The organism is Bradyrhizobium embrapense (assembly GCF_001189235.2).
Lineage (GTDB): Bacteria > Pseudomonadota > Alphaproteobacteria > Rhizobiales > Xanthobacteraceae > Bradyrhizobium > Bradyrhizobium embrapense.
Genome location: NZ_LFIP02000018.1, coordinates 38,982 through 57,909, shown reverse-complemented (window position 1 = coordinate 57,909; position 18,928 = coordinate 38,982). Strand labels below are relative to the sequence as shown.

The window sequence follows — 18,928 nt, the reverse complement described above, 5'->3', positions numbered from 1 at the left end:
TGTCGCCAGGCTTAAGTGTCGGAACCAGCATTTGCTCGACGTAAGCCAGGAAGCTCTCGCCATTGATCGGACCATCGATCACGCAGGGCGCCTCGATGCGATCATGGCGCAGGGCGGCCAGGAAGGTCAGCGTCCGCCAGCGGCCATGCGGGGCCTTGGCGATCAGTCGCTCGCCACGTGGCGCACGGCCGTGGGTGCGCGTCATGTTGGTTTTGGCCCAGGTTTCGTCGATGAAGACCAGCCGGGAAGGATCAAGCCGTCCTTGATATTTTCGCCATTGCGCCCGCCGCCGGGCGACGTCGGGGCGATCCTGCTCGCTGGCGTGCAGGCTTTTTTTTGAAGCTGATGCCTTCGTGCTCGAAGAAGTGCCACACCGCGTAATAGCTGACCTTGATCCCGCGCTCGGCCAGCTCCGCCAGCAGGGCGCGCAACGTCACGTCCGGCTGTTCGGCAAGCCGCTTGAGCAGCCAGTCGCGTTCGGAAGACAGCGCGTAGGGACGATTGCCGCCCATCTGCCGCGCCGCCGCGCTTCCGGTCGCGCGAAACCGCTGCGACCACTTCACCACGCTCGCAACACTGACCTTGAAGGTGGCAGCCACCGACCGGCAGCTCTCTCCCGCCGCTACCGCGGCAACAACGCGCTCGCGCAAATCAAGAGAATAGGCCCGTCCCATCAGATGCTGGCCTCCTCCAGCCAGCATCTTGAATCAGAACCCCGCTGATTTGGGAATCCCCAATCGATTCAGACCAAAACGATCACGCTCTANCAGTCGCGTTCGGAAGACAGCGCGTAGGGACGATTGCCGCCCATCTGCCGCGCCGCCGCGCTTCCGGTCGCGCGAAACCGCTGCGACCACTTCACCACGCTCGCAACACTGACCTTGAAGGTGGCAGCCACCGACCGGCAGCTCTCTCCCGCCGCTACCGCGGCAACAACGCGCTCGCGCAAATCAAGAGAATAGGCCCGTCCCATCAGATGCTGGCCTCCTCCAGCCAGCATCTTGAATCAGAACCCCGCTGATTTGGGAATCCCCAATCGATTCAGACCAAAACGATCACGCTCTAATGCAGCCCCAGCGCCTGCGCCAGATTGAAGGTCAGGAAGCTCGCGGCATAGGCCAGCGCGAGCATGTACAGGAACGTCACCACCATCCACTTCGCGCCGCCGGTCTCGCGGCGGATCACCGCGAGCGTCGAGGCGCATTGCGGGGCGAAGATGTACCAGACCAGCATCGACAGCGCGGTCGCCAGCGTCCATTTCTGTGCCAGCACCTGGCCGATCTGCTCCGCCGCCTCCTTACCGCCCTCGATCGAATAGACGGTGCCGAGCGCCGCGACCGCGACCTCGCGCGCCGCCATGCCCGGGATCAGCGCCACCGCGATCTGCCAGTTGAAGCCGATCGGCCGCAGCAGCGGCTCGAGCGCATGGCCGATCATCGCCGCGAAGCTGTAATTGATCGCCGGCCCCTCGGCGCCGGCGGGCGCGGTCGGGAACGAGGCGAGGAACCAGATCAGCACCATCATCGAGAGGATCGTGGTGCCGGCGCGATACAGGAACATCTTGGCGCGATTGAGCACGCCGATCGCGATGCTGCGCAGCCGCGGCACCTTGTAGTCGGGCAATTCCAGCATGAACGGCGCCGGCGCATGGTCGCGCCACAGGAAGAACTTTGCGATCGCCGAGACCGTCAGCGCGCTGGTGATGCCGGCGGCATAGAGGCCGAACATCACGAGCCCCTGCAGATTGACGAAGCCCCACAGCGTGGTCGCCGGAACGAACGCCGAGATGATCAGCGTATAGACCGGAATTCGCGCCGAGCAGGTCATCAGCGGCGCGATCAGGATCGTGGTCAGGCGATCACGCCGGTTGTCGATCACCCGCGTCGCCATGATGCCGGGAATGGCGCAGGCGAAGCTCGACAGCAGCGGAATGAAAGCGCGGCCATGCAGCCCGGCACCGCCCATGATGCGGTCCATCAGGAATGCGGCGCGCGCCATGTAGCCGAAATCTTCCAGCAGCAAGATGAACAGGAAGATGATGATGATCTGCGGCAGGAACACGATGACGCTGCCGACGCCCGAAATCAGGCCGTTCTGCAGGAAGCTCTGCAACAGGCTCCAGCTTTCGGGGAGCAGATCGTGGATCAGCTGCCCGAGCGCGGCGAAGCCGCCCGACAGCAACTCCATCGCCGGCTGCGCCCAGGTGAACACCGCCTGGAACATCACGAACAGGATCACGGCGAGGATTATGAGACCCCAGACCGGATGCAGCACGACCGAATCGATCCGGTTGGTCAGCGTGTCGGGCTTGGTCGGCAGTGTCACCGCTGCGGCAATGATGCGGTCCGCCTCGCGCTGCGCGGCCTTGAGGTCCGCAATCGTCGGCGTCGTCCACTGGCTGGCCGCCGCCTCGTGCGACTTCGCCAGAAATTCGTCAGTCCGCTTCAAGAGCTCGTCGACACCGCCTTTGCGGACCGCGACCGAGGTCACGATCGGCAGGCCGAGCTCCTGCGACATGCGATCGAGATCGATCGTCACGCCGCGGCGCTTCGCGATGTCGATCATGTTGAGCACGAGCATCATCGGCCGGCCGACGCGCTTCAGCTCGAGCACCAGCCGCAAGGTCAGCCGCAGATTGGTGGCGTCGGCGACGCAGAGCACGAGATCGGGCACGGCCTCGCCGTCGAAGCGGCCGAGCACGATGTCGCGGGTGATCTCCTCGTCCGGGCTGCGGCCGCGGAGCGAATAGGTGCCGGGCAGGTCGAGCACCGTCACGCTGCGGCCCTCCGGCGTGACGAATCCGCCGGATTTGCGCTCGACCGTGACGCCGGGATAATTGGCGACCTTCTGGCGGCTGCCGGTCAGGCTGTTGAACAGCGACGTCTTGCCGGTGTTCGGCGCACCGACCAGCGCGAGGCGTAGCGATGCAGTTGTCATTCGACGATCACAGCCATGGCTTCGCTCCGGCGCAGCGCGATCGTGATGTTGTCGACGCGCACCGCGATCGGATCCCGCCGGATGGTGCCTTCATGCAGGATTTCCACGCGTGCGCCCTCGACAAATCCCATCTCCACCAGGCGCTGCTCGAGCTCCTTCGGAGACAGCGATGAACCCGTCACGAGCGCATCGAGCCTGATGATTTTTCCGACAAAACCGCGATCCGCATGTCCGAGCCGGATGTCCTGTAGCTTATCCTGGGAGGAGTTTGGATCGCCTGTCATGCGGCCTGTTTTTCAGCAGCTAGTCATAGGGTCAAGCATTTGCCCGTGAGAGGTTTTAGAACCCCTAAAAACAGCGCCGGGAAGCGTCATCTGGGTCGTTTTTCCGCTTAACGGCCGGCGTGGAGCAACAGGGTCGTGATGACGCCAGGCGGCATCCGCCCTGCGTCGCCCCGGACGCGTGCCGGCTCGCACTTGATCGATCCGGGTTGGCCTCCGGTAACCTTGACCGGCGGCTGCAAGGCGAGGCAGCCGCGGCGCCGGGTGCCGGGACGGGGTTTTGCTTCCTCCGGCGCGACGGTTTGCGTTAAGGTCCGCAAGGATCCGGAGCGCCCGTGCAGACCGCACAACGCAATTCGCTGAGACTGCTGCAATGGATGATGGCCGCATCGCTGGCCCTTCCGCTGGCGCTGTTCGTGTTTGCATCCTCGATGTCCCGGATGTCGACCAGCGAGGCCGCCGACCAGGAGATCCAGCGCACGCTCGACGTCGCCCACGAGCACGCGCTCAAGGTGTTCGAGACCATCGACCGCAGCCTTGCCGAGGTCACCGAGGTCGTCCGCGGCATGGGCGACGCCGAGATCGTCGCGCGCGAGAAGGGCCTGCACGAGCGGCTGCGCCGGCTCGCGGACGCGCTCCCCCAGGTGAAATCGATCTGGGTGTTCGATGCCAACGGCCATGCCCTGGTCAACAGCCTGGTGCAACCGGCCCCCGACATCGATTTCTCCGATCGGGATTACTTCCGCATCCACGCCGAGCGCGACATCGGCACCTATATCGGCGAGGTGCTGACGCCGCGGCCACCGTATCAGGGTGCGCGGTTCTTCAGCGTCGGCCGCCGCCGCAACAACGAGGACGGCAGCTTTGGCGGCGTGGTCCAGGCCTCCGTGCTTCCGGAATATTTCGAGAATTTCTACGCCAAGATCGGCCGCGAGCCCGGCAGCTTCCTGGCGCTGATCCGGACCGATGGCTCGATCCTGGCGCATTTTCCGGTCATCGACCACGACGCCAGGTTCGAGCCGAGCGGCCCGCTCGGGCGACAGATCGTCGCCAATCCCGAAGCCGGCGGCATGACGATCCGTTCGCCGGCCGACGGCATCGAACGGCGCATGCGCTATCAGCGGCTGGCCGAGTACCCGATCTATGTCAGTGCGGGGCTCGAAACCTCGGCGATCCATGCGCGCTGGATATCGACCATGGCGCAGCACCTGATCTTCGGCATACCGGCGACCGCGCTGCTGTTCGGCCTGCTCGTGCTCGCCTATCAGCGAACTGAGCGCATGTTGGAGGAAGCCGACAGGCGCATCGAAGCCGAGGACGCGCTGCGGCATGGTCAGCGGCTGGAGGCGCTCGGACAACTCACCGGCGGCGTCGCGCATGACTTCAACAATCTGCTCACCGTGATCCGCGCGTCGGTCGACATGCTGCGGCGGTCGGACCTGCCGGAGGCGAGGCGGCAGCGCTATATCGATGCGATCTCCAACACCGTGAACCGCGCCGCCAAGCTGACCAACCAGCTGCTTGCGTTCGCGCGCCGCCAAACCCTGAAGCCCGAGGTGTTCGACGTCTGCCAGAATGTCCGCACCCTGAGCGAGATGATCAACACCCTGATCGGCTCGCGGATCGAGATCACGGCGCAGGTGCCGGACGAGACCTGCCTCGTCAACGCCGATGCGGGCCAGTTCGAGACCGCCATCATCAACATGGCGGTGAATGCGCGCGACGCGATGGACGGCGTCGGCCGGCTCACGATCGCGGTCCGCGCCGTGAGCAATCTGCCGGCCGAGGCGATCACGCCGCCGAGCCAGCACGGCCATGTCGCGGTGTCGGTGACCGATACCGGCGTCGGGATCCCGCAGGAGCTGTTCGGCCGCATCTTCGAGCCGTTCTACACCACCAAGGAGGTCGGTCACGGCACCGGCCTTGGCCTGTCGCAGGTGTTTGGCTTCGCCAAGCAATCCGGCGGCGAGGTCACCGTGACCAGCGAAGTCGGCAAGGGCTCGACGTTCACGCTGTATCTCCCGCGTGTCGTCGGCAAGCACAACGCACAATCGCCGCTCACGGAGGACGCGCCGTCGGTCGAGCCGACCAGCGCGTCGGTCCTCATCGTCGAGGACAATGCCGAGGTCGGAAAGTTCGCCGCCGACACGCTGACCCAGCTCGGCTGCACCTGCGTGCTCGTGGAGAACGCCACCCACGCGCTGGAGGAGCTGGCCGTCGAGCCCGACCGGTTCGACCTCGTGTTCACCGATGTCGTGATGCCCGGCATGAGCGGCATCGAGCTTGCCGAGGAGATCCGCCGGCAGCGCCTCGACCTGCCGATCGTGCTTGCTTCCGGCTACAGCCAGGTGCTGTCGCAGCAAGGCAGCGGCGGCTTCGAGCTGCTGCAGAAGCCGTATTCGGCCGAGCAGCTGGCGCGGGTGCTGCACAAGGCCACCCGCTCGCGCCGGCTGAAGCGGGACCAGGCGCCGGCGGGGTGAATGAACCGCGTACGCGTATCGCGCATTCGCTGCCGCGCCTGCGAAAACTTTCGCAGGGATGACACTGGGTTTGCGGCTCAGCCATTGACGGATTTTGCTGGCTTGCCCGTCGGATCATCCCGTCGCATACGCCGGAATTGGCTTGGAACCTTCTGATTTCCCTCGCGTTATCGCGCGATGGGCAAAGCCGAGGCAAAATCCGGATCGTCGAACAGGCCCGCGCCGGCGAAGACCAACGCGCCTCGGAAAGCGGGCGGGACGCGCGGCGATACCGGAGACACCGCTGCCGCACAGGGCAAAGCCGACGACAAATCGGAATTCGTCGAGATCGTCGCCGAAAACGGCGACCATGTCGAACCGCCGCCGCCGGACGTTGTCGAGCCCGACCCCGAACTGTCGCCCGAAGAGGCCGAACAAGCGCGCAAGGACTATCTGCTGACGCGGTTCTGGATCAGCGCGCGCGGCTATTGGAGCCAAGGCGGCGACCGGCTGGCATGGCTGTTCACGATCGGTCTGCTGCTGCTGATCGTCGCCAACGTCGCCGTGCAGTACGGCATCAATGTCTGGAATCGCGCGATCTTCGATGCGATCGAGAAGCGCGACTCGGCCGCGGTGTTCCACCTGACGGCCATCTTCTTTCCGCTTGCGATCGGCAGCGTGCTGCTGGGCGTTGGCCAGGTGTTCGGTCGCATGGGTATTCAGCGGCGCTGGCGCGCCTGGCTGACCAACGCCGTCGTGTCGCGCTGGCTGGCGAACGGCCGCTACTACCAGCTCAATCTGGTCGACGGCGACCACAAGAATCCGGAATACCGCATCGCCGAGGATCTGCGGATCGCAACCGACTCCCCGGTCGACTTCATCGCCGGCGTGACGTCGGCGCTGCTCTCGGCCGTCACCTTCATCGTGGTGCTCTGGACCATCGGCGGCGCGCTGACGGTGACGCTCGGCGGCTCGTCCATCAGTATCCCGGGCTTCCTGGTCATTGCTGCGATCATCTATGCGGCGGTCGCGTCGGGCTCGATCACGGCGATCGGCCGCAGCTTCGTGCAGATCTCCGAGGACAAGAACCAGGCGGAAGCGGAATTCCGCTACATCCTGACCCGCGTGCGCGAGAATGGCGAAAGCATCGCGCTGCTCGGCGGCGAAACCGAGGAGCGCGACGGCATCGACAAGGCGTTCTCGAACGTGTTGCGGCAATGGGCGCGGCTCGCTGGGCAGCACATGCGCACGACGCTGGTATCGCAGGGATCGAATCTCATTGCGCCGGTGGTCCCCTTGCTGCTGTGCGCGCCAAAATTCCTCGATGGCAGCATGTCGCTCGGCCAGGTGATGCAGGCAGCCTCGGCCTTCACCATCGTGCAGACGGCGTTCGGCTGGCTGGTCGACAACTATCCGCGGCTCGCCGACTGGAACGCCTGCGCACGACGCATCGCCTCGCTGATGATGTCGCTTGACGGGCTGGAGCGCGCCGAGACCGGCGACGGCTTCGGCCGCATCGAGCGTGGCGAGACCGAGGGCGATGCCATGCTGAGCCTCAACGACCTTTCCGTCACGCTCGACGACGGCACCGCCGTGGTCGGCGAGACCGAAGTGGTCATTGAGCCGGGCGAGCGGCTGTTGGTCGCCGGCGAATCCGGCACCGGCAAGAGCACGCTGGTGCGCGCCATCGCCGGCTTGTGGCCATGGGGCGGCGGCAGCGTCGGCCTGCACGCGGACCGCCGCCTGTTCATGCTGCCGCAAAAGCCCTACGTGCCCTCGGGCACGCTGCGGCGCGCGGTGGCCTATCCCGGCGCCGCCGAGGACTGGAGCGTCGATGAGATCGGCGACGCCTTGCACAAGGTCGGGCTCGACCATCTCAAGGAGAAGATCGAGGAGGAGGCGCCGTGGGACCAGACGCTGTCCGGTGGCGAGAAGCAGCGGCTCGCCTTTGCGCGGCTGCTGCTGCACAACCCCGACATCGTCGTGCTCGACGAGGCGACTTCCGCGCTCGACGAGAAGAGCCAGGACAACATGATGGAGATGGTGACGACGGAATTGCCGAAGGCGACCATCGTCAGCGTCGCCCATCGCGTCGAGCTCGAGGCATTCCATAGCCGCAAGATCGTGCTGGAGCGCCGCAAGGGCGGCGCGAAGCTGGTCAGCGACGTCGAGCTGATCCCGCGCAAGGGCAAGCGGCGGCTGCTCGGGCGCTTCTTGCGCCAACAGCGAGCCTCGGCCAAGGTGTCGGACAAGGCGGCATAGCGGGCGTTGGCGCTCCCGTCATGACCCGCTATGCATGCGCCGCTTTCGATGGGCCATATGCGATCCCCCGCAACGACATTTCGCCAGGCGTTAGCCCCTTTCGAAGAGGAGGCGAAGCGAGAACGCGGAGGCAATTGCATGACGACGGGATCGTAGCCCGGATGAAGCGCGGTGAAATCCGGGGTCAGACCATCCTCGGCTAGAGCAGCCCGGATTGCGCTTCGCTGCATCCGGGCTACATCTTCATTTCCCCTTTTCAAGGGGAGGTGCGGATGCCAATGCGGCACAGCAAGGGAAGCTCGCAATGATCGACCATATCGGCTTTTCGGTCTCCGACTACGAGCGCGCGAAGGCGTTCTACAAGACGGCGCTGGCGCCGCTCGGTTACGGCCTGATCATGGAAGTGCCTGCTGAAGTTGCGGGGCACGCGCCAGCGGCAGGCTTCGGCGCCGACGGCAAGCCGGATTTCTGGATCGGCGGCGAAGGCGCGCTGAACAAGCCGGTGCATATCGCGATTGCGGCCAAGGACCGCGCCACCGTCGACGCCTTCTACAAGGCCGCGATGGCGGCCGGCGGCCGCAACAACGGCGCGCCCGGCATTCGCGCGCATTATCATCCGAACTATTACGGCGCCTTCGTGCTCGATCCCGACGGCCACAACATCGAAGCGGTCTGCCACACGCCCTGATAACGGGAACGGCGCGGCGCGCGATCCGTTATCGCTTGGAACTTCGATGGAGCGATCGATGCGCGCAATGCGACCTGGCATCAGCGGCCCCGACATCGGCAACAGGGTCTCGATCTGATGCCGATCGAACCACCCGAGATTCCGCCCGCGACGCCGGGCAATCCGAGCGAACCGCCGCCGGGAATTCCGCCCGGCAATCCGCAGCCTGAGGTTCCACCGCCGGTGCGCGAACCCGGCGAGCCGCCGCGACCGGACGAATTGCCCGGCAAGACTCCCGACGAATCACCGGTGCGCGGACCGCCCGGACCATCCGGTCCACCGCCTGCGACAGATCGCCCCGCAGCCCGCTGATTCACGAGCGCGCCTCAGTTCCACATCGATCGCGAGTGTGTCCGAGCGTTTCTTCTGAATGGCCAGTGAACAAAGGCACATGCAACCCGTTATAATGTCGAAATAAACTTCGCCGATGATTCGATGCTCGCCACAATCCGGCCTAACGGCTGGCAATTCATCGTCCTGCCGAATTGTTCGGCTCTCACTTTCTCTCCTGCCCAGACTTTCCGCCCGGGGACTCCAATACCATGACAAAGCTTCGTCTCGTGCTGCTCGCCACGACTGCGCTGACGGTGATGCAATTCGCCGCCTCAGCGTCGCACGCACAAACTTCGCCGCTGGTCGTCGCACAAGCGCAGCCAAAGGAAGAGCTCGGACCCGACGGAAAGCCCAAGCCGCGGCCCGCGCCGGGCGCTCCCGCGCATCCGGCTCCGCCCGCAGCCGCACCGCATCCGCAGGCGCCACCTCCGGCAGCTGCGCCTGCTCATCCGACACCGCCACCTCCGGCGGCCGCGCCGCATCCGACGCCGCCAGCTCCGCCCGCAGCCGCGCCTGCACGCCCCGCTCCGCCTCCGCCGCCCGCGGCCGCGCCCGCACACCCTGCTCCGCCGGCCGCTCCTGCACGGCCCGAACCGCCCGCAGCGCGCCCGGCGCCGCCTCCGCCGGCAGCCGCACCCGTGCGACCCGAGCCACCGGCCGCGAAGCCAGCAACGCCACCGCCGCCGGCTGCACCCGCACGGCCGGAGCCGCCTGCAGCGGCGCCCGCGAAGCCTGCGACGCCACCGCCACCGGCAGCGGCGCCCGCACATCCGACGCCGACCCCGCCGCCGCCTGCCGCAGCACCACAACGCCCGGGTACACCGGCGCCCGGCGCAGGTCCCGCGCATACGCCGCCGACGCCGGCCCCGGGTGCCGCAACACCGGCAGCGCCGGGCACCGCCGCTCCCGCAGCACGCCCCGGCACGCCGCCCGCGGCCGCAACGCCAACACCTGCAGCTCCGTCAACGGCACCGGGCGAACGCCCACGCGGCGAGCGCGGCGAACGGCCTAACGGTGAGCGTCCTGGCGGTGCCAAGCAACCGCCCGGTACACCGCCCACGCCTGCGCCCGGCGCAACACCGACAACGCCTGCGCCTGCCACACCGACGACGCCTCCCGCCGCTGGCGGGCAGCCGCCGGCACGACCTGGCACCCCCGGCGCCCCGCCCGCCGCAACCACGCCGCCGGGCGCCACGCCGGCGCCACCGGCTCCGGGTCAGCAGGGACGTCCAGCCACGCCGCCCGGAACGCCTCCGGCTCCGGGCGCGGCAATGGGCGCTCCCGGCACGACACCGGCTCCGGCTCAGCAGGCACGCCCGGGCGTTGCGCCCGGCGTGTCACCGGCCCAGGGAGCCGCCATGGGCGCGCCCGCGGCACCGACCGTCGTCCCCGGCTCGGCGGCTGCAACGCCTCCGCCCGGCAAGGCGCAATACGCCCCGCCGACGGTTGCACCGGCATTCCGGGCCGCGCCTGCGGTCGCAGCGCCGCTGCCGCCGCCGCCGCGGCATGACAACATTACGCCGCTTGCGATCGGCGCCGCGGTCGGTGCGGGCGTGGTGGCCGGTGCGATCATCGGCGGGAGCATCGCCGACCTGCGCGGCCAGCGGCAGGAGGTCGTCGAAGACGGCCGCACCATCTACACCGAACCGGACCGGGTCATCATTCGCGACCCGAGCGGCCAGGCCTATGTGCGCGGCGACGACGTCTATCGTTTCCGCTATGGCGCGCGTGACATCCGCACCGAAACGATCGGCGGCGAAACCCGCACCATTGTGGTCCGTCCCGATGGCAGCGAGATCATCACGGTGGTCGGTGCCGACGGCCAGATGCTGCGCCGGATCCGCAGGGATCCCGGCGGGCGCGAGCTCGTCATCATCGACAACAGCTATCGCGATCCGCGCGCGGTCGGCGGCTTCTATGTCGACGTGCCGCCGCCGGTGGTCAACATTCCCTACGATCGCTACATCGTCGACGCTCAGGAAGCGTCGCCCGACGTGATCTACGAGACCATGGAGGCACCGCCGGTGCAGCGGATCGATCGGCGCTACTCGCTCGAAGAGATCCGCTACAGCCCCAATGTCCGCATGCAGATGCCGAGCATCGACCTCAACACGATCAACTTCGACTCCGGTTCGTGGACCATCCCGCCGGATCAGGCGGCGAGGTTGCAGGTGATCGCCGACGGTCTCAACCGGGCCATCCAGCGCAATCCGCGCGAGGTGTTCCTGATCGAAGGCCATACGGATGCGACCGGCAACGACACCGACAATCTGTCGCTGTCCGACCGCCGTGCGCAATCCGCCGCCGAGCTGCTGACGCAGCAATTCGGCGTTCCGGCGGAAAACCTGACCTCGCAGGGTTACGGCTCGCAGTACCTGAAGGAGCAGACCGACGGACCGAGCCGCATCAACCGGCGCGTCACCGTTCGCCGCATCACCCCGCTGCTCAACGGCGGCACCGCCTCCGCCGCGCCGCCGCGCTGAGCCGGCGCCACATCACGATACGAAATGGCCGGGAGCGATCCCGGCCATTTCTGTTTGGTCTCCTTCCCCTGAACGGGGGAAGGTCGGGAGGGGGGCCGAGCCGCAGGCGACGCTGCTCACGGAGAGAGCAGATCCCCACCCGCTTTGCTCTGACGAGCAAAGCGACCTCCCCTTTTCAAGGGGAGGTCGGAGAAGCGTCGCCGCTCACGCCAACATCATTTCCTACTTCCCCGCCCCCAGCCCCAGCGCATCGACCATCACGCGAAACACCTCGGTGTTGTCCATCGAACCGTGGACGCGCTCGCTGCCTGGCCCGGTCGCGGTGAGGATGACATCCTCGCCGGAATGCACGCTGGCGCCGATCATCGCCGGCAGATTGCCGAAACGCAGCACAACGCCGGGAACGTCCTTGTACTTGTCGTTGGCCTTGAAGGTGTCGCCCTGATCGCCCTTCACGGTCGGCTCGTTCGGATCGTCGAGCTTCGGACGGAACGTCTCGTAATGGTCCGGCAGACTGGCCGAGAAGATCGCAAGCCGCCTGGAGACATCGACGCGTGACGGATAGCCCTCGGCATCGGGCGCCGGGTAATTCGGAAAGCCGGCCTTGTCGTAGACGCCGACGCGCTCGCGCAGCGGCACGTTGGGTACAGCAGTCATGTCGTCATTGATGGTGCCGACCAGGCTGTTCGGATGGTTGTGGTCGGCAACGACCAGGATCAGCGTGTCGTCGTTGCGCGCCTTGGCCCAGTCCTTTGCCAGCCGGACCGCATTATCGAGCATGATGGTGTCGTAGACCGCGCGCTCCATGTCGAGCAGATGGGCGTATTTGTCGATCAGGCCGGACTCGACCATCAGGAAGAAACCGGCATCGTGCTTCGACAGAACGGTGAGCGCCGCCTGGACTTGCTCGGTCAGGTCGGGCTGCTCGGGAAATTTCCTGACGCCGCCGCCCTTGAGGAACTTGCGGTCGAGCGCGCCGTCCATGTTCCCGGGGGCGAACAGGCCGAGCAGTTGGCGCGTCGCGGGCTTCGCGGCGAGCGCACTCAGCTCGGCTGCGGTGGTCGCGGCCGGATAGCCGGCCTCACGGAAGCGGGCGAGATAATCGACATCGTCCTTGCGCTTCGATCCCGCGGCGGATTGCGGCAGGAAATTCGCGGCGCCGCCGCCCATCAGCACATCCGGCTTCGCATCGAAATACTGCGCGACGATCGCATCATACGCGGCGCGGCGGCGGGTATGCGCGACCATCGCGGCCGGCGTCGCGTCCTCGATTTCGGTGTTGGTGACGATGCCGACGGCGAGGCCGGCCCGCTTGGCAAGACTTGCGATGGTCTCGACCCTGGGGTCGTCGAGCGGATCGGGCGTGCGATCGGCGTAGACGCCGAGCGCATTGACCGCAGCCTTGTGGCCTGTGGCGTAGGCGCTCGCGGCATTCGCCGAGTCGGTGATGATCGAATCGGAGCCTGCGGTCGCGACCAGCGCCATGTGCGGCATGTCGTCGATGGCGAGCTTGCCGCGGCTCTTGCCTTCCGCGATTCCCTTGGAGAGGATTCGCGCGGCGACGCGATGCGCCGGCGACATCCCGTCGCCGATGAACAGGATCACGTTCTTCGCCTTGCGCGGCCCGGTGTCGTAGACCGTCCAGGTCACGTTACGGCTCTGCGTGCCGTCGCTGACCTCGACGGTGACGGGGCCGGGCCGGGCGAGCGAGACATCGCGAAGCAGCAACGCCGACTGATCCTTGCCGGCCTCGCGCGCGATGAACGTACCGCTCTGGCCGAACACCGCAGCATGGTCCGCGCCGTTCAGCGTCACCTTCAGCCGGGCCTGATCGACGAGGCCGGGAAATTCGACCTTGAAGTCGAATTTGGCGCCGACGAGGATCTCGGCGCGATCGATCGGATAGATGGTCTGGGCGAGCGCCGGCGCCGCCGCCACCAGCAGCGTGACGGCCACGCCGGCCAATGACTTGATCATGATCGATGCTCCGTCCCTTGCGCACGATGCGTGCCGGGGCGGAGGCTAGTTGCGGCGGATGACGCCGCAATGAGGCGGCGCCGGGACGTATTGCCGCAAGGACGGGAGTCAGCGCGCCATCTGCTGCGGATCGTAGAAGAAGCGCTCCTCGATCAGCTCCTCGCCGCGCCAGGTCTGCCAGGCGACCTCCTCCATGCTACGGACCTTGCCGTCCTTGCCGGTGAATTCGAATCGCCAGCAGATCGCCGAATGGTCGCCGTCGAGCAGCAGCGGTCCGAGCCGTGTGGTCTTCACGCCGGAGACCGCAGCCAGCACCGCCGCTTCGCGCGCCGCCAGCGCCTCGCGGCCGACGCGCCATTCGCCGTCGTTCTCCTGGGTGCGGGCATCGGCCGTATAGAACTTCCTGATTGCGCCGACATGGTCGTTGGATTCGACCGTGTCCGCGAAGGCTTGCAGCGTTTCGAGGGAAGGCATGGCACTCTCCATTTACCGACTGATGGTCGGTATTTATTGACTGACAGTCGGTAAGTCAACTGGCGCTGCTGCGGAACCTGGGCTAGACATTCATCATGGCAACCCAGGCCGAACGGCGCGAGAAGACCAGAGCCGCGATCGTCAAGGCGGCGCGGCGCATTTTTGGCGAACGCGGCTTTGCGGCGGCAACGATGGACGACATCGCGAGCGGCGCGCGCGTCGCCAAGGGCGCAGTCTATCATCACTTCGCGACCAAGGAGGCGGTGTTCGAGGCCGTGTTCGAGCAGGTCTCGATAGACCTCGTCGCCGATCTCGACCGCATCTCGCGCGCCGAGAACGACCCGCTCGCGGCAATGGCGGCGGGAACGCAGGGTTATTTCGCGGCGTGCTCAAAAGGCCCGATCGGCCAGATCATTTTGCGCGACGGCCCGGCCGTGCTTGGCTGGGAGCGCTGGCGCGAGATCGACGCAAAACATTTCGGCGGCAAATTTCCGCGCGCGCTGGCGGCTGCAATGGATGCCGGCGTGATCGCGCGGCAACCGATCGAACCCCTGTCGCGGCTGCTGCTCGGCGCGGTGACCGAAGCTGCGGTCGCGGTGTCCGCGGGGCCCGATATCGGCAAGACCGGCACGGATTACGCGCGCGCGTTCGGCTCGCTGCTGGATGCGCTCAGGGTGAAGTGAATAGAAGAATCTGTGACCACGCTCTTTCCACCGTCATTGCGAGCGCAGCGAAGCAATCCATCCCTCCACACGCGCGGAAAGATGGATTGCTTCGTCGCTTCGCTCCTCGCAATGACGGCGGTGGCGCCTCGCCTCACTCCTTGTCGTTCTCGAGCTGGAAGATCTGCGAGCCTCCGCCGCTCGAGATCAAGCCGGTCTTGTTGTAGAGGCCGAGCTTGGCACGGGTGTCGGCGATGTCCAGGTTGCGCATCGTCAGCTGGCCGATGCGGTCGGCCGGCGAGAAGGCGGCGTCCTCGACCTTCTCCATGCTGAGCCGCTCCGGCGCATAGGTCAGGTTGGGGCTCTCGGTGTTGAGGATCGAGTAGTCGTTGCCGCGGCGCAGTTCGAGCGTAACCTCGCCGGTGATGGCGCGCGCCACAAAGCGCTGCGCGGTGTCGCGCAGCATCAGGGCCTGCGAATCGAACCAGCGACCCTGATAGAGCAAGCGGCCGAGCCGCAAGCCGCTGATGCGGTACTGCTCGATCGTATCCTCGTTATGGATGCCGGTGACGAGCCGCTCATAGGCGATGTGCAGCAGCGCCATGCCGGGCGCCTCGTAGATGCCGCGGCTCTTGGCCTCGATGATCCGGTTCTCGATCTGGTCGCTCATTCCGAGGCCGTGGCGGCCGCCGACCGCATTGGCCTCCAGGAACAGCGCGACCGGATCGGCGAACGTCTTGCCGTTCAGCGCGACCGGCTGGCCTTCCTCGAAGCGCACCGTGACCTTCTCGGCCTTGACGTCGCAGTCGGCGCGCCAGAACGGGACGCCCATGATCGGATTGACGATGGTGATGCCGCTCGCAAGACTTTCGAGATCCTTGGCCTCATGGGTCGCGCCGAGCAAATTGCTGTCGGTCGAATAGGCTTTCTCAGCGCTCATCTTGTAGGCAAAACCCTGCGCGGTCATGAACGCCGACATCTCGGCGCGACCGCCGAGCTCATCGATGAACTGCTGGTCGAGCCAGGGCTTGTAGATGCGCAGGCTCGGGTTGGTCAGCAGGCCGTAGCGGTAGAAGCGCTCGATGTCGTTGCCCTTATAGGTCGAGCCGTCGCCCCAGATGTTGACGCCGTCCTCCTGCATCGCCGCGACCAGCATCGTGCCGGTCACCGCGCGGCCGAGCGGGGTGGTGTTGAAATAGGTGATGCCACCGGTCGAGATGTGGAACGCGCCGGACTGGATCGCGGCGATGCCCTCATGCACCAGTTGGGTGCGGCAATCGACCAGGCGGGCCTTCTCGGCGCCAAAATCCATCGCCTTGCGCGGGATCGCGTCGTAATCGGCCTCGTCGGGCTGGCCGAGATTGGCGGTATAGGCAAAGACCTTGGCGCCCTTCAGCTTCATCCAGAGCAGCGCCGCTGAGGTGTCGAGCCCGCCCGAGAACGCAATGCCGACTTTCTCGCCGGTGGGCAGGCTTTTCAGAATCGTACTCATGTGACGGTCCAATCGGTCGAAATCGGGATGCTACTGTTTTGAGCATGATCTTTTTCGGAAAACCGGCTTCCACTTTTCCGGATCATGCTCTGGGGCGAATATCAAATTTCCGGAGCCTGGGCACGCCTTTAATCAGGCTTGCGTACCGCCGGGCTCGGCCTTGCCGCCCCGGCGCCAGCGCTGCATCAGCCGGTAGCCGGGCATCGCCAGCCGCGTCAGCGCGGCATCGACCGCCTCGTCGGTCAGCCGGGTCGCGGCCCAGCGGTAGATCAGCGCATAGAACAGCCAGACGGTGAAGAACGACACCAGGCCGGCGATCGCGACGTCGGTGAAGAAATGGCCGCCAAAGGCCATGCGAAGCCCGCTGGTGACGATGCCGAACACGGTCGCCCCGGCAAAAGCCAGCGGCCGCCAGGCGGGCGGCGTCAGCGCCGCCGGCGCATAGGTCCAGAACGCGGTGGCGCCCTCGCCGGAGAAGAACGAACAGTTGCGTGGGCAGCCGCCGCGCGGATCCCACCACGGCTTGAATGGCAGGTCGCCGCCGAACTGCGTCACGAACACCGGCCGCGGCCGGCCCCAATAGTTCTTGAAGGTGAGGTTGGTGAGCACGCCGGCCGAGAGCAGCATCGTGGTGAGCAGGAACACCGCGGCGCGGCCGGACATCAGCATCGGCCGATCCGGCCGGATGAATTTCCAGACGATGGTCACGATCGCCGGCAGCACCAGCGCCCAGGCGATCCACATCGCCGCATCGCGCGCGAACTGCGCCACCGCGTCGAGCTTCACGGGGAAGGTTTTTTCCGCGGCATCGTAGAACAGCGCCGCGAGCTTCAGATCCAGTTCGGGATAGGCCCCAAACAGGATGCCGATGATGAGCGCGAGCGCCAGCGCGATGAAGAGTCCGGTCCGGTTCATGGCGCGCGGTTTAGCCGAGGCGGTGGGGCATGGGAAGCATCACGGCCGCGGCGATTGCGACGGCAAAGGCGGGGGCGGCGATAAGGGGCGCGGCGGCTCGCGCCAGGCGCCGGCGGCGCGGCCGGCGATCAGCCAGTAGACCAGGCCCGCGACGATGCCGGCGCCGGTCATGATCTCCATGTGCCGGCGCACGATGCCGTGAAACTGCATCATGTCGGGATCGAACGGAACCAGGCCGAGATAGCAGGCCGCGCCGACGATCGCGCCGCCGACTGCATAGGCCAGCACGCTCCGGATGAAGAAGGCTTCAGTCAGCAGCACCACGATCAGCGCGGGCAGCAGCGCAAAGCCTGAGATGAAGATGAAGCCGAAGCCGAGCACGACATTGATCGCACTCTGGTCGATCTGCCCGCCGAAATCGCTGATCTCAGGATATAGCACCACGGCGACGACGATGATCCCTGCCACGAAACAGGCCATCAGGAAGCCGAAGGCGACGACGAACAGGCGGCCGATCAGGGCCATGCTACCTCCCCGTCATTGCGAGCGGAGCGAAGCAATCCACTTCGCCACTTGCCGAGACATGGATTGCTTCGTCGCTTCGCTCCTCGCAATGACGAACTGCATCGAGGGCGGCACGTCTCAATCCGTCATCGCCATCGCACGCAGCGCCTGGCGCTCGCGGGCCGAAAGCTTTTCGGTCTCCGACTTGAGCTGGCCGCAGGCGGCGAGGATGTCGCGGCCGCGCGGCGTGCGCACCGGCGAGGAATAGCCGGCATTGAAGATGTATTCGGAGAATTTTTCGATCTGCTCCCAGTCCGAGCATTCATAGGCGGTGCCCGGCCACGGGTTGAATGGGATCAGATTGATCTTGGCCGGAATGCCCTTGAGCAGCTTCACCAGCAGTTTCGCATCGTCGAGCGAATCGTTGACGCCCTTGAGCATCACATATTCGAAGGTGATGCGCCGCGCGTTCGACGCGCCGGGATAGTCGCGGCAAGCCTGCAGCAGTTCCTTGATCGGGTATTTACGGTTCAGCGGCACCAGCTCGTTGCGCAAGTCGTCGCGCACCGCATGCAGCGAGATCGCGAGCATCACACCGATCTCCTCACCGGTACGCTTGATGTTCGGCACCACGCCCGAGGTTGACAGCGTGATGCGGCGGCGAGAGATGCCGATGCCTTCGTTGTCGCCGACGATCAGGAGCGCATCGCGCACTGCTTCAAAATTGTACAGCGGCTCGCCCATCCCCATCATCACGATGTTGGTGACGCGCCGCGTGCCGTCCTCGCGGTCGGCCCAGTCGTTCAACCGGTCGCGCGCCACCATCACCTGGCCGACGATCTCGCCGGCGGTGAGGTTGCGCACCAGCCGCTGCGTGCCGGTGTGGCAGAACGAGCAGTTCAAGGTGCAGCCGACTTGCGAAGAGACGCACAGCGTGCCGCGATCGGTCTCGGGGATGTAGACGCATTCGACCTCGTGCGGCTTCTCCAGATTGTTTCCGCTCGGCAGCCGCAGCAGCCATTTGCGCGTGCCGTCATTGGAGATCTGCTCGGCGACCACCTCGGGACGGTCGACGGTAAAATGCTTCTCGAGCTGGGCGCGCATGTCCTTTGAGACGTTGGTCATCTCGCCGAAGTTCTTGGCGCCGCGGAAATACATCCAGTTCCAGAGCTGCTGGGTGCGCATCTTGCGCTGCGCCGGCTGCACCCCGATCTCGCCGAGGCGGTCGGCGATTTCGGCGCGCGACAGCCCGATCAGCGACGGCTTGGCCGGCGGCACATAGGTCTCGAGCGGAACCTTTTCGACCAGCGCGCTGGCGCCGGACACGGCTGTCGTGGTCACGGTGTCGGTCATGAAACCTCAAATAGGCCTTCCAGCCGGTGCTGGAAAGCCGCCAAATGCCTCAATTTCACGTCTCAGAGT

14 protein-coding genes and 2 pseudogenes are annotated in these 18,928 nt (G+C 66.1%); 6 read left to right on the top strand and 10 right to left on the bottom strand.

Annotated elements, in window-relative coordinates; all coding sequences use genetic code 11:
* The 4 genes and pseudogenes from AKN83_RS41605 to AKN83_RS36905 all read right to left on the bottom strand — a co-directional run.
* Nucleotides 1-674, bottom strand: a pseudogene (locus AKN83_RS41605) (IS630 family transposase); the annotation flags it as partial.
* Between the two features lie 98 nt (nt 675-772).
* Nucleotides 773-1,000 (bottom strand): annotated as a pseudogene (locus AKN83_RS36915) (IS630 transposase-related protein); the annotation flags it as partial.
* Nucleotides 1,001-1,062: 62 nt separating this feature from the next.
* The gene (feoB, locus tag AKN83_RS36910; RefSeq protein ID WP_063695712.1) at nt 1,063-2,937 is read right to left on the bottom strand and encodes a ferrous iron transporter B; all 1,875 of its coding nucleotides are present in this window, start codon (nt 2,935-2,937) and stop codon (nt 1,063-1,065) included.
* Nucleotides 2,934-3,221: a FeoA family protein gene (locus AKN83_RS36905; protein WP_050400308.1), complete on the bottom strand. Its 288-nt coding sequence runs from the start codon at nt 3,219-3,221 to the stop codon at nt 2,934-2,936. The genes feoB and AKN83_RS36905 overlap by 4 nt, the downstream gene beginning before the upstream one ends.
* Before the next feature lie 332 nt (nt 3,222-3,553).
* On the opposite strand from AKN83_RS36905, the gene AKN83_RS36900 reads away from it, so the two are divergent.
* The 5 genes from AKN83_RS36900 (at nt 3,554) to AKN83_RS39135 (ending at nt 11,482) form a co-directional block, all read left to right on the top strand.
* Nucleotides 3,554-5,698 (top strand): hybrid sensor histidine kinase/response regulator, encoded by a 2,145-nt coding sequence (locus AKN83_RS36900; RefSeq protein ID WP_050400309.1) that lies wholly within the window; start codon nt 3,554-3,556, stop codon nt 5,696-5,698.
* A 177-nt stretch (nt 5,699-5,875) separates the two neighbouring features.
* Nucleotides 5,876-7,939, top strand: coding sequence for an ABC transporter ATP-binding protein/permease (locus tag AKN83_RS36895; protein WP_172803673.1), 2,064 nt, complete (start codon nt 5,876-5,878; stop codon nt 7,937-7,939).
* 304 nt (nt 7,940-8,243) lie between these two features.
* A complete protein-coding gene (locus AKN83_RS36890) occupies nt 8,244-8,627 on the top strand; it encodes a VOC family protein (RefSeq protein WP_050400310.1) in 384 nt (127 codons plus the stop codon).
* Nucleotides 8,628-8,744: 117 nt separating this feature from the next.
* Entirely contained in the window at nt 8,745-8,978 is a 234-nt protein-coding gene (locus AKN83_RS41600) for a hypothetical protein (RefSeq protein ID WP_083992406.1), read from the top strand.
* Between the two features lie 230 nt (nt 8,979-9,208).
* Nucleotides 9,209-11,482 carry an OmpA family protein gene (locus tag AKN83_RS39135; protein ID WP_083992405.1) on the top strand — a complete coding sequence of 758 codons (2,274 nt, stop codon included), beginning with the start codon at nt 9,209-9,211 and terminating at the stop codon, nt 11,480-11,482.
* Nucleotides 11,483-11,704: 222 nt separating this feature from the next.
* Here the strand turns inward: AKN83_RS39135 and AKN83_RS36870 are convergent, their stop codons facing one another.
* Together AKN83_RS36870 and AKN83_RS36865 are read right to left on the bottom strand one after the other, a co-directional pair.
* Entirely contained in the window at nt 11,705-13,459 is a 1,755-nt protein-coding gene (locus AKN83_RS36870; RefSeq protein ID WP_050404949.1) for an alkaline phosphatase, read from the bottom strand.
* A gap of 108 nt (nt 13,460-13,567) precedes the next feature.
* Nucleotides 13,568-13,933: a hypothetical protein gene (locus AKN83_RS36865; RefSeq protein ID WP_050404948.1), complete on the bottom strand. Its 366-nt coding sequence runs from the start codon at nt 13,931-13,933 to the stop codon at nt 13,568-13,570.
* Nucleotides 13,934-14,028: 95 nt separating this feature from the next.
* Here AKN83_RS36865 and AKN83_RS36860 point away from each other — a divergent pair, with 95 nt between their 5' ends.
* The gene (locus AKN83_RS36860; protein WP_050404947.1) at nt 14,029-14,616 is read left to right on the top strand and encodes a TetR/AcrR family transcriptional regulator; all 588 of its coding nucleotides are present in this window, start codon (nt 14,029-14,031) and stop codon (nt 14,614-14,616) included.
* Nucleotides 14,617-14,749: 133 nt separating this feature from the next.
* Here the strand turns inward: AKN83_RS36860 and argG are convergent, their stop codons facing one another.
* From argG to rlmN, 4 genes are all read right to left on the bottom strand, one after another.
* Complete coding sequence (gene argG / locus AKN83_RS36855; RefSeq protein WP_050404946.1) at nt 14,750-16,087, bottom strand: argininosuccinate synthase; 1,338 nt, start codon at nt 16,085-16,087, stop codon at nt 14,750-14,752.
* Nucleotides 16,088-16,219: 132 nt separating this feature from the next.
* Complete coding sequence (locus tag AKN83_RS36850; protein WP_050404945.1) at nt 16,220-17,002, bottom strand: phosphatase PAP2 family protein; 783 nt, start codon at nt 17,000-17,002, stop codon at nt 16,220-16,222.
* Nucleotides 17,003-17,041: 39 nt separating this feature from the next.
* Nucleotides 17,042-17,527 carry a hypothetical protein gene (locus AKN83_RS36845; protein WP_050404944.1) on the bottom strand — a complete coding sequence of 162 codons (486 nt, stop codon included), beginning with the start codon at nt 17,525-17,527 and terminating at the stop codon, nt 17,042-17,044.
* Nucleotides 17,528-17,644: 117 nt separating this feature from the next.
* Nucleotides 17,645-18,859 (bottom strand): dual-specificity RNA methyltransferase RlmN, encoded by a 1,215-nt coding sequence (gene rlmN, locus AKN83_RS36840; protein WP_050404943.1) that lies wholly within the window; start codon nt 18,857-18,859, stop codon nt 17,645-17,647.
* Nucleotides 18,860-18,928: the final 69 nt, after the last annotated feature.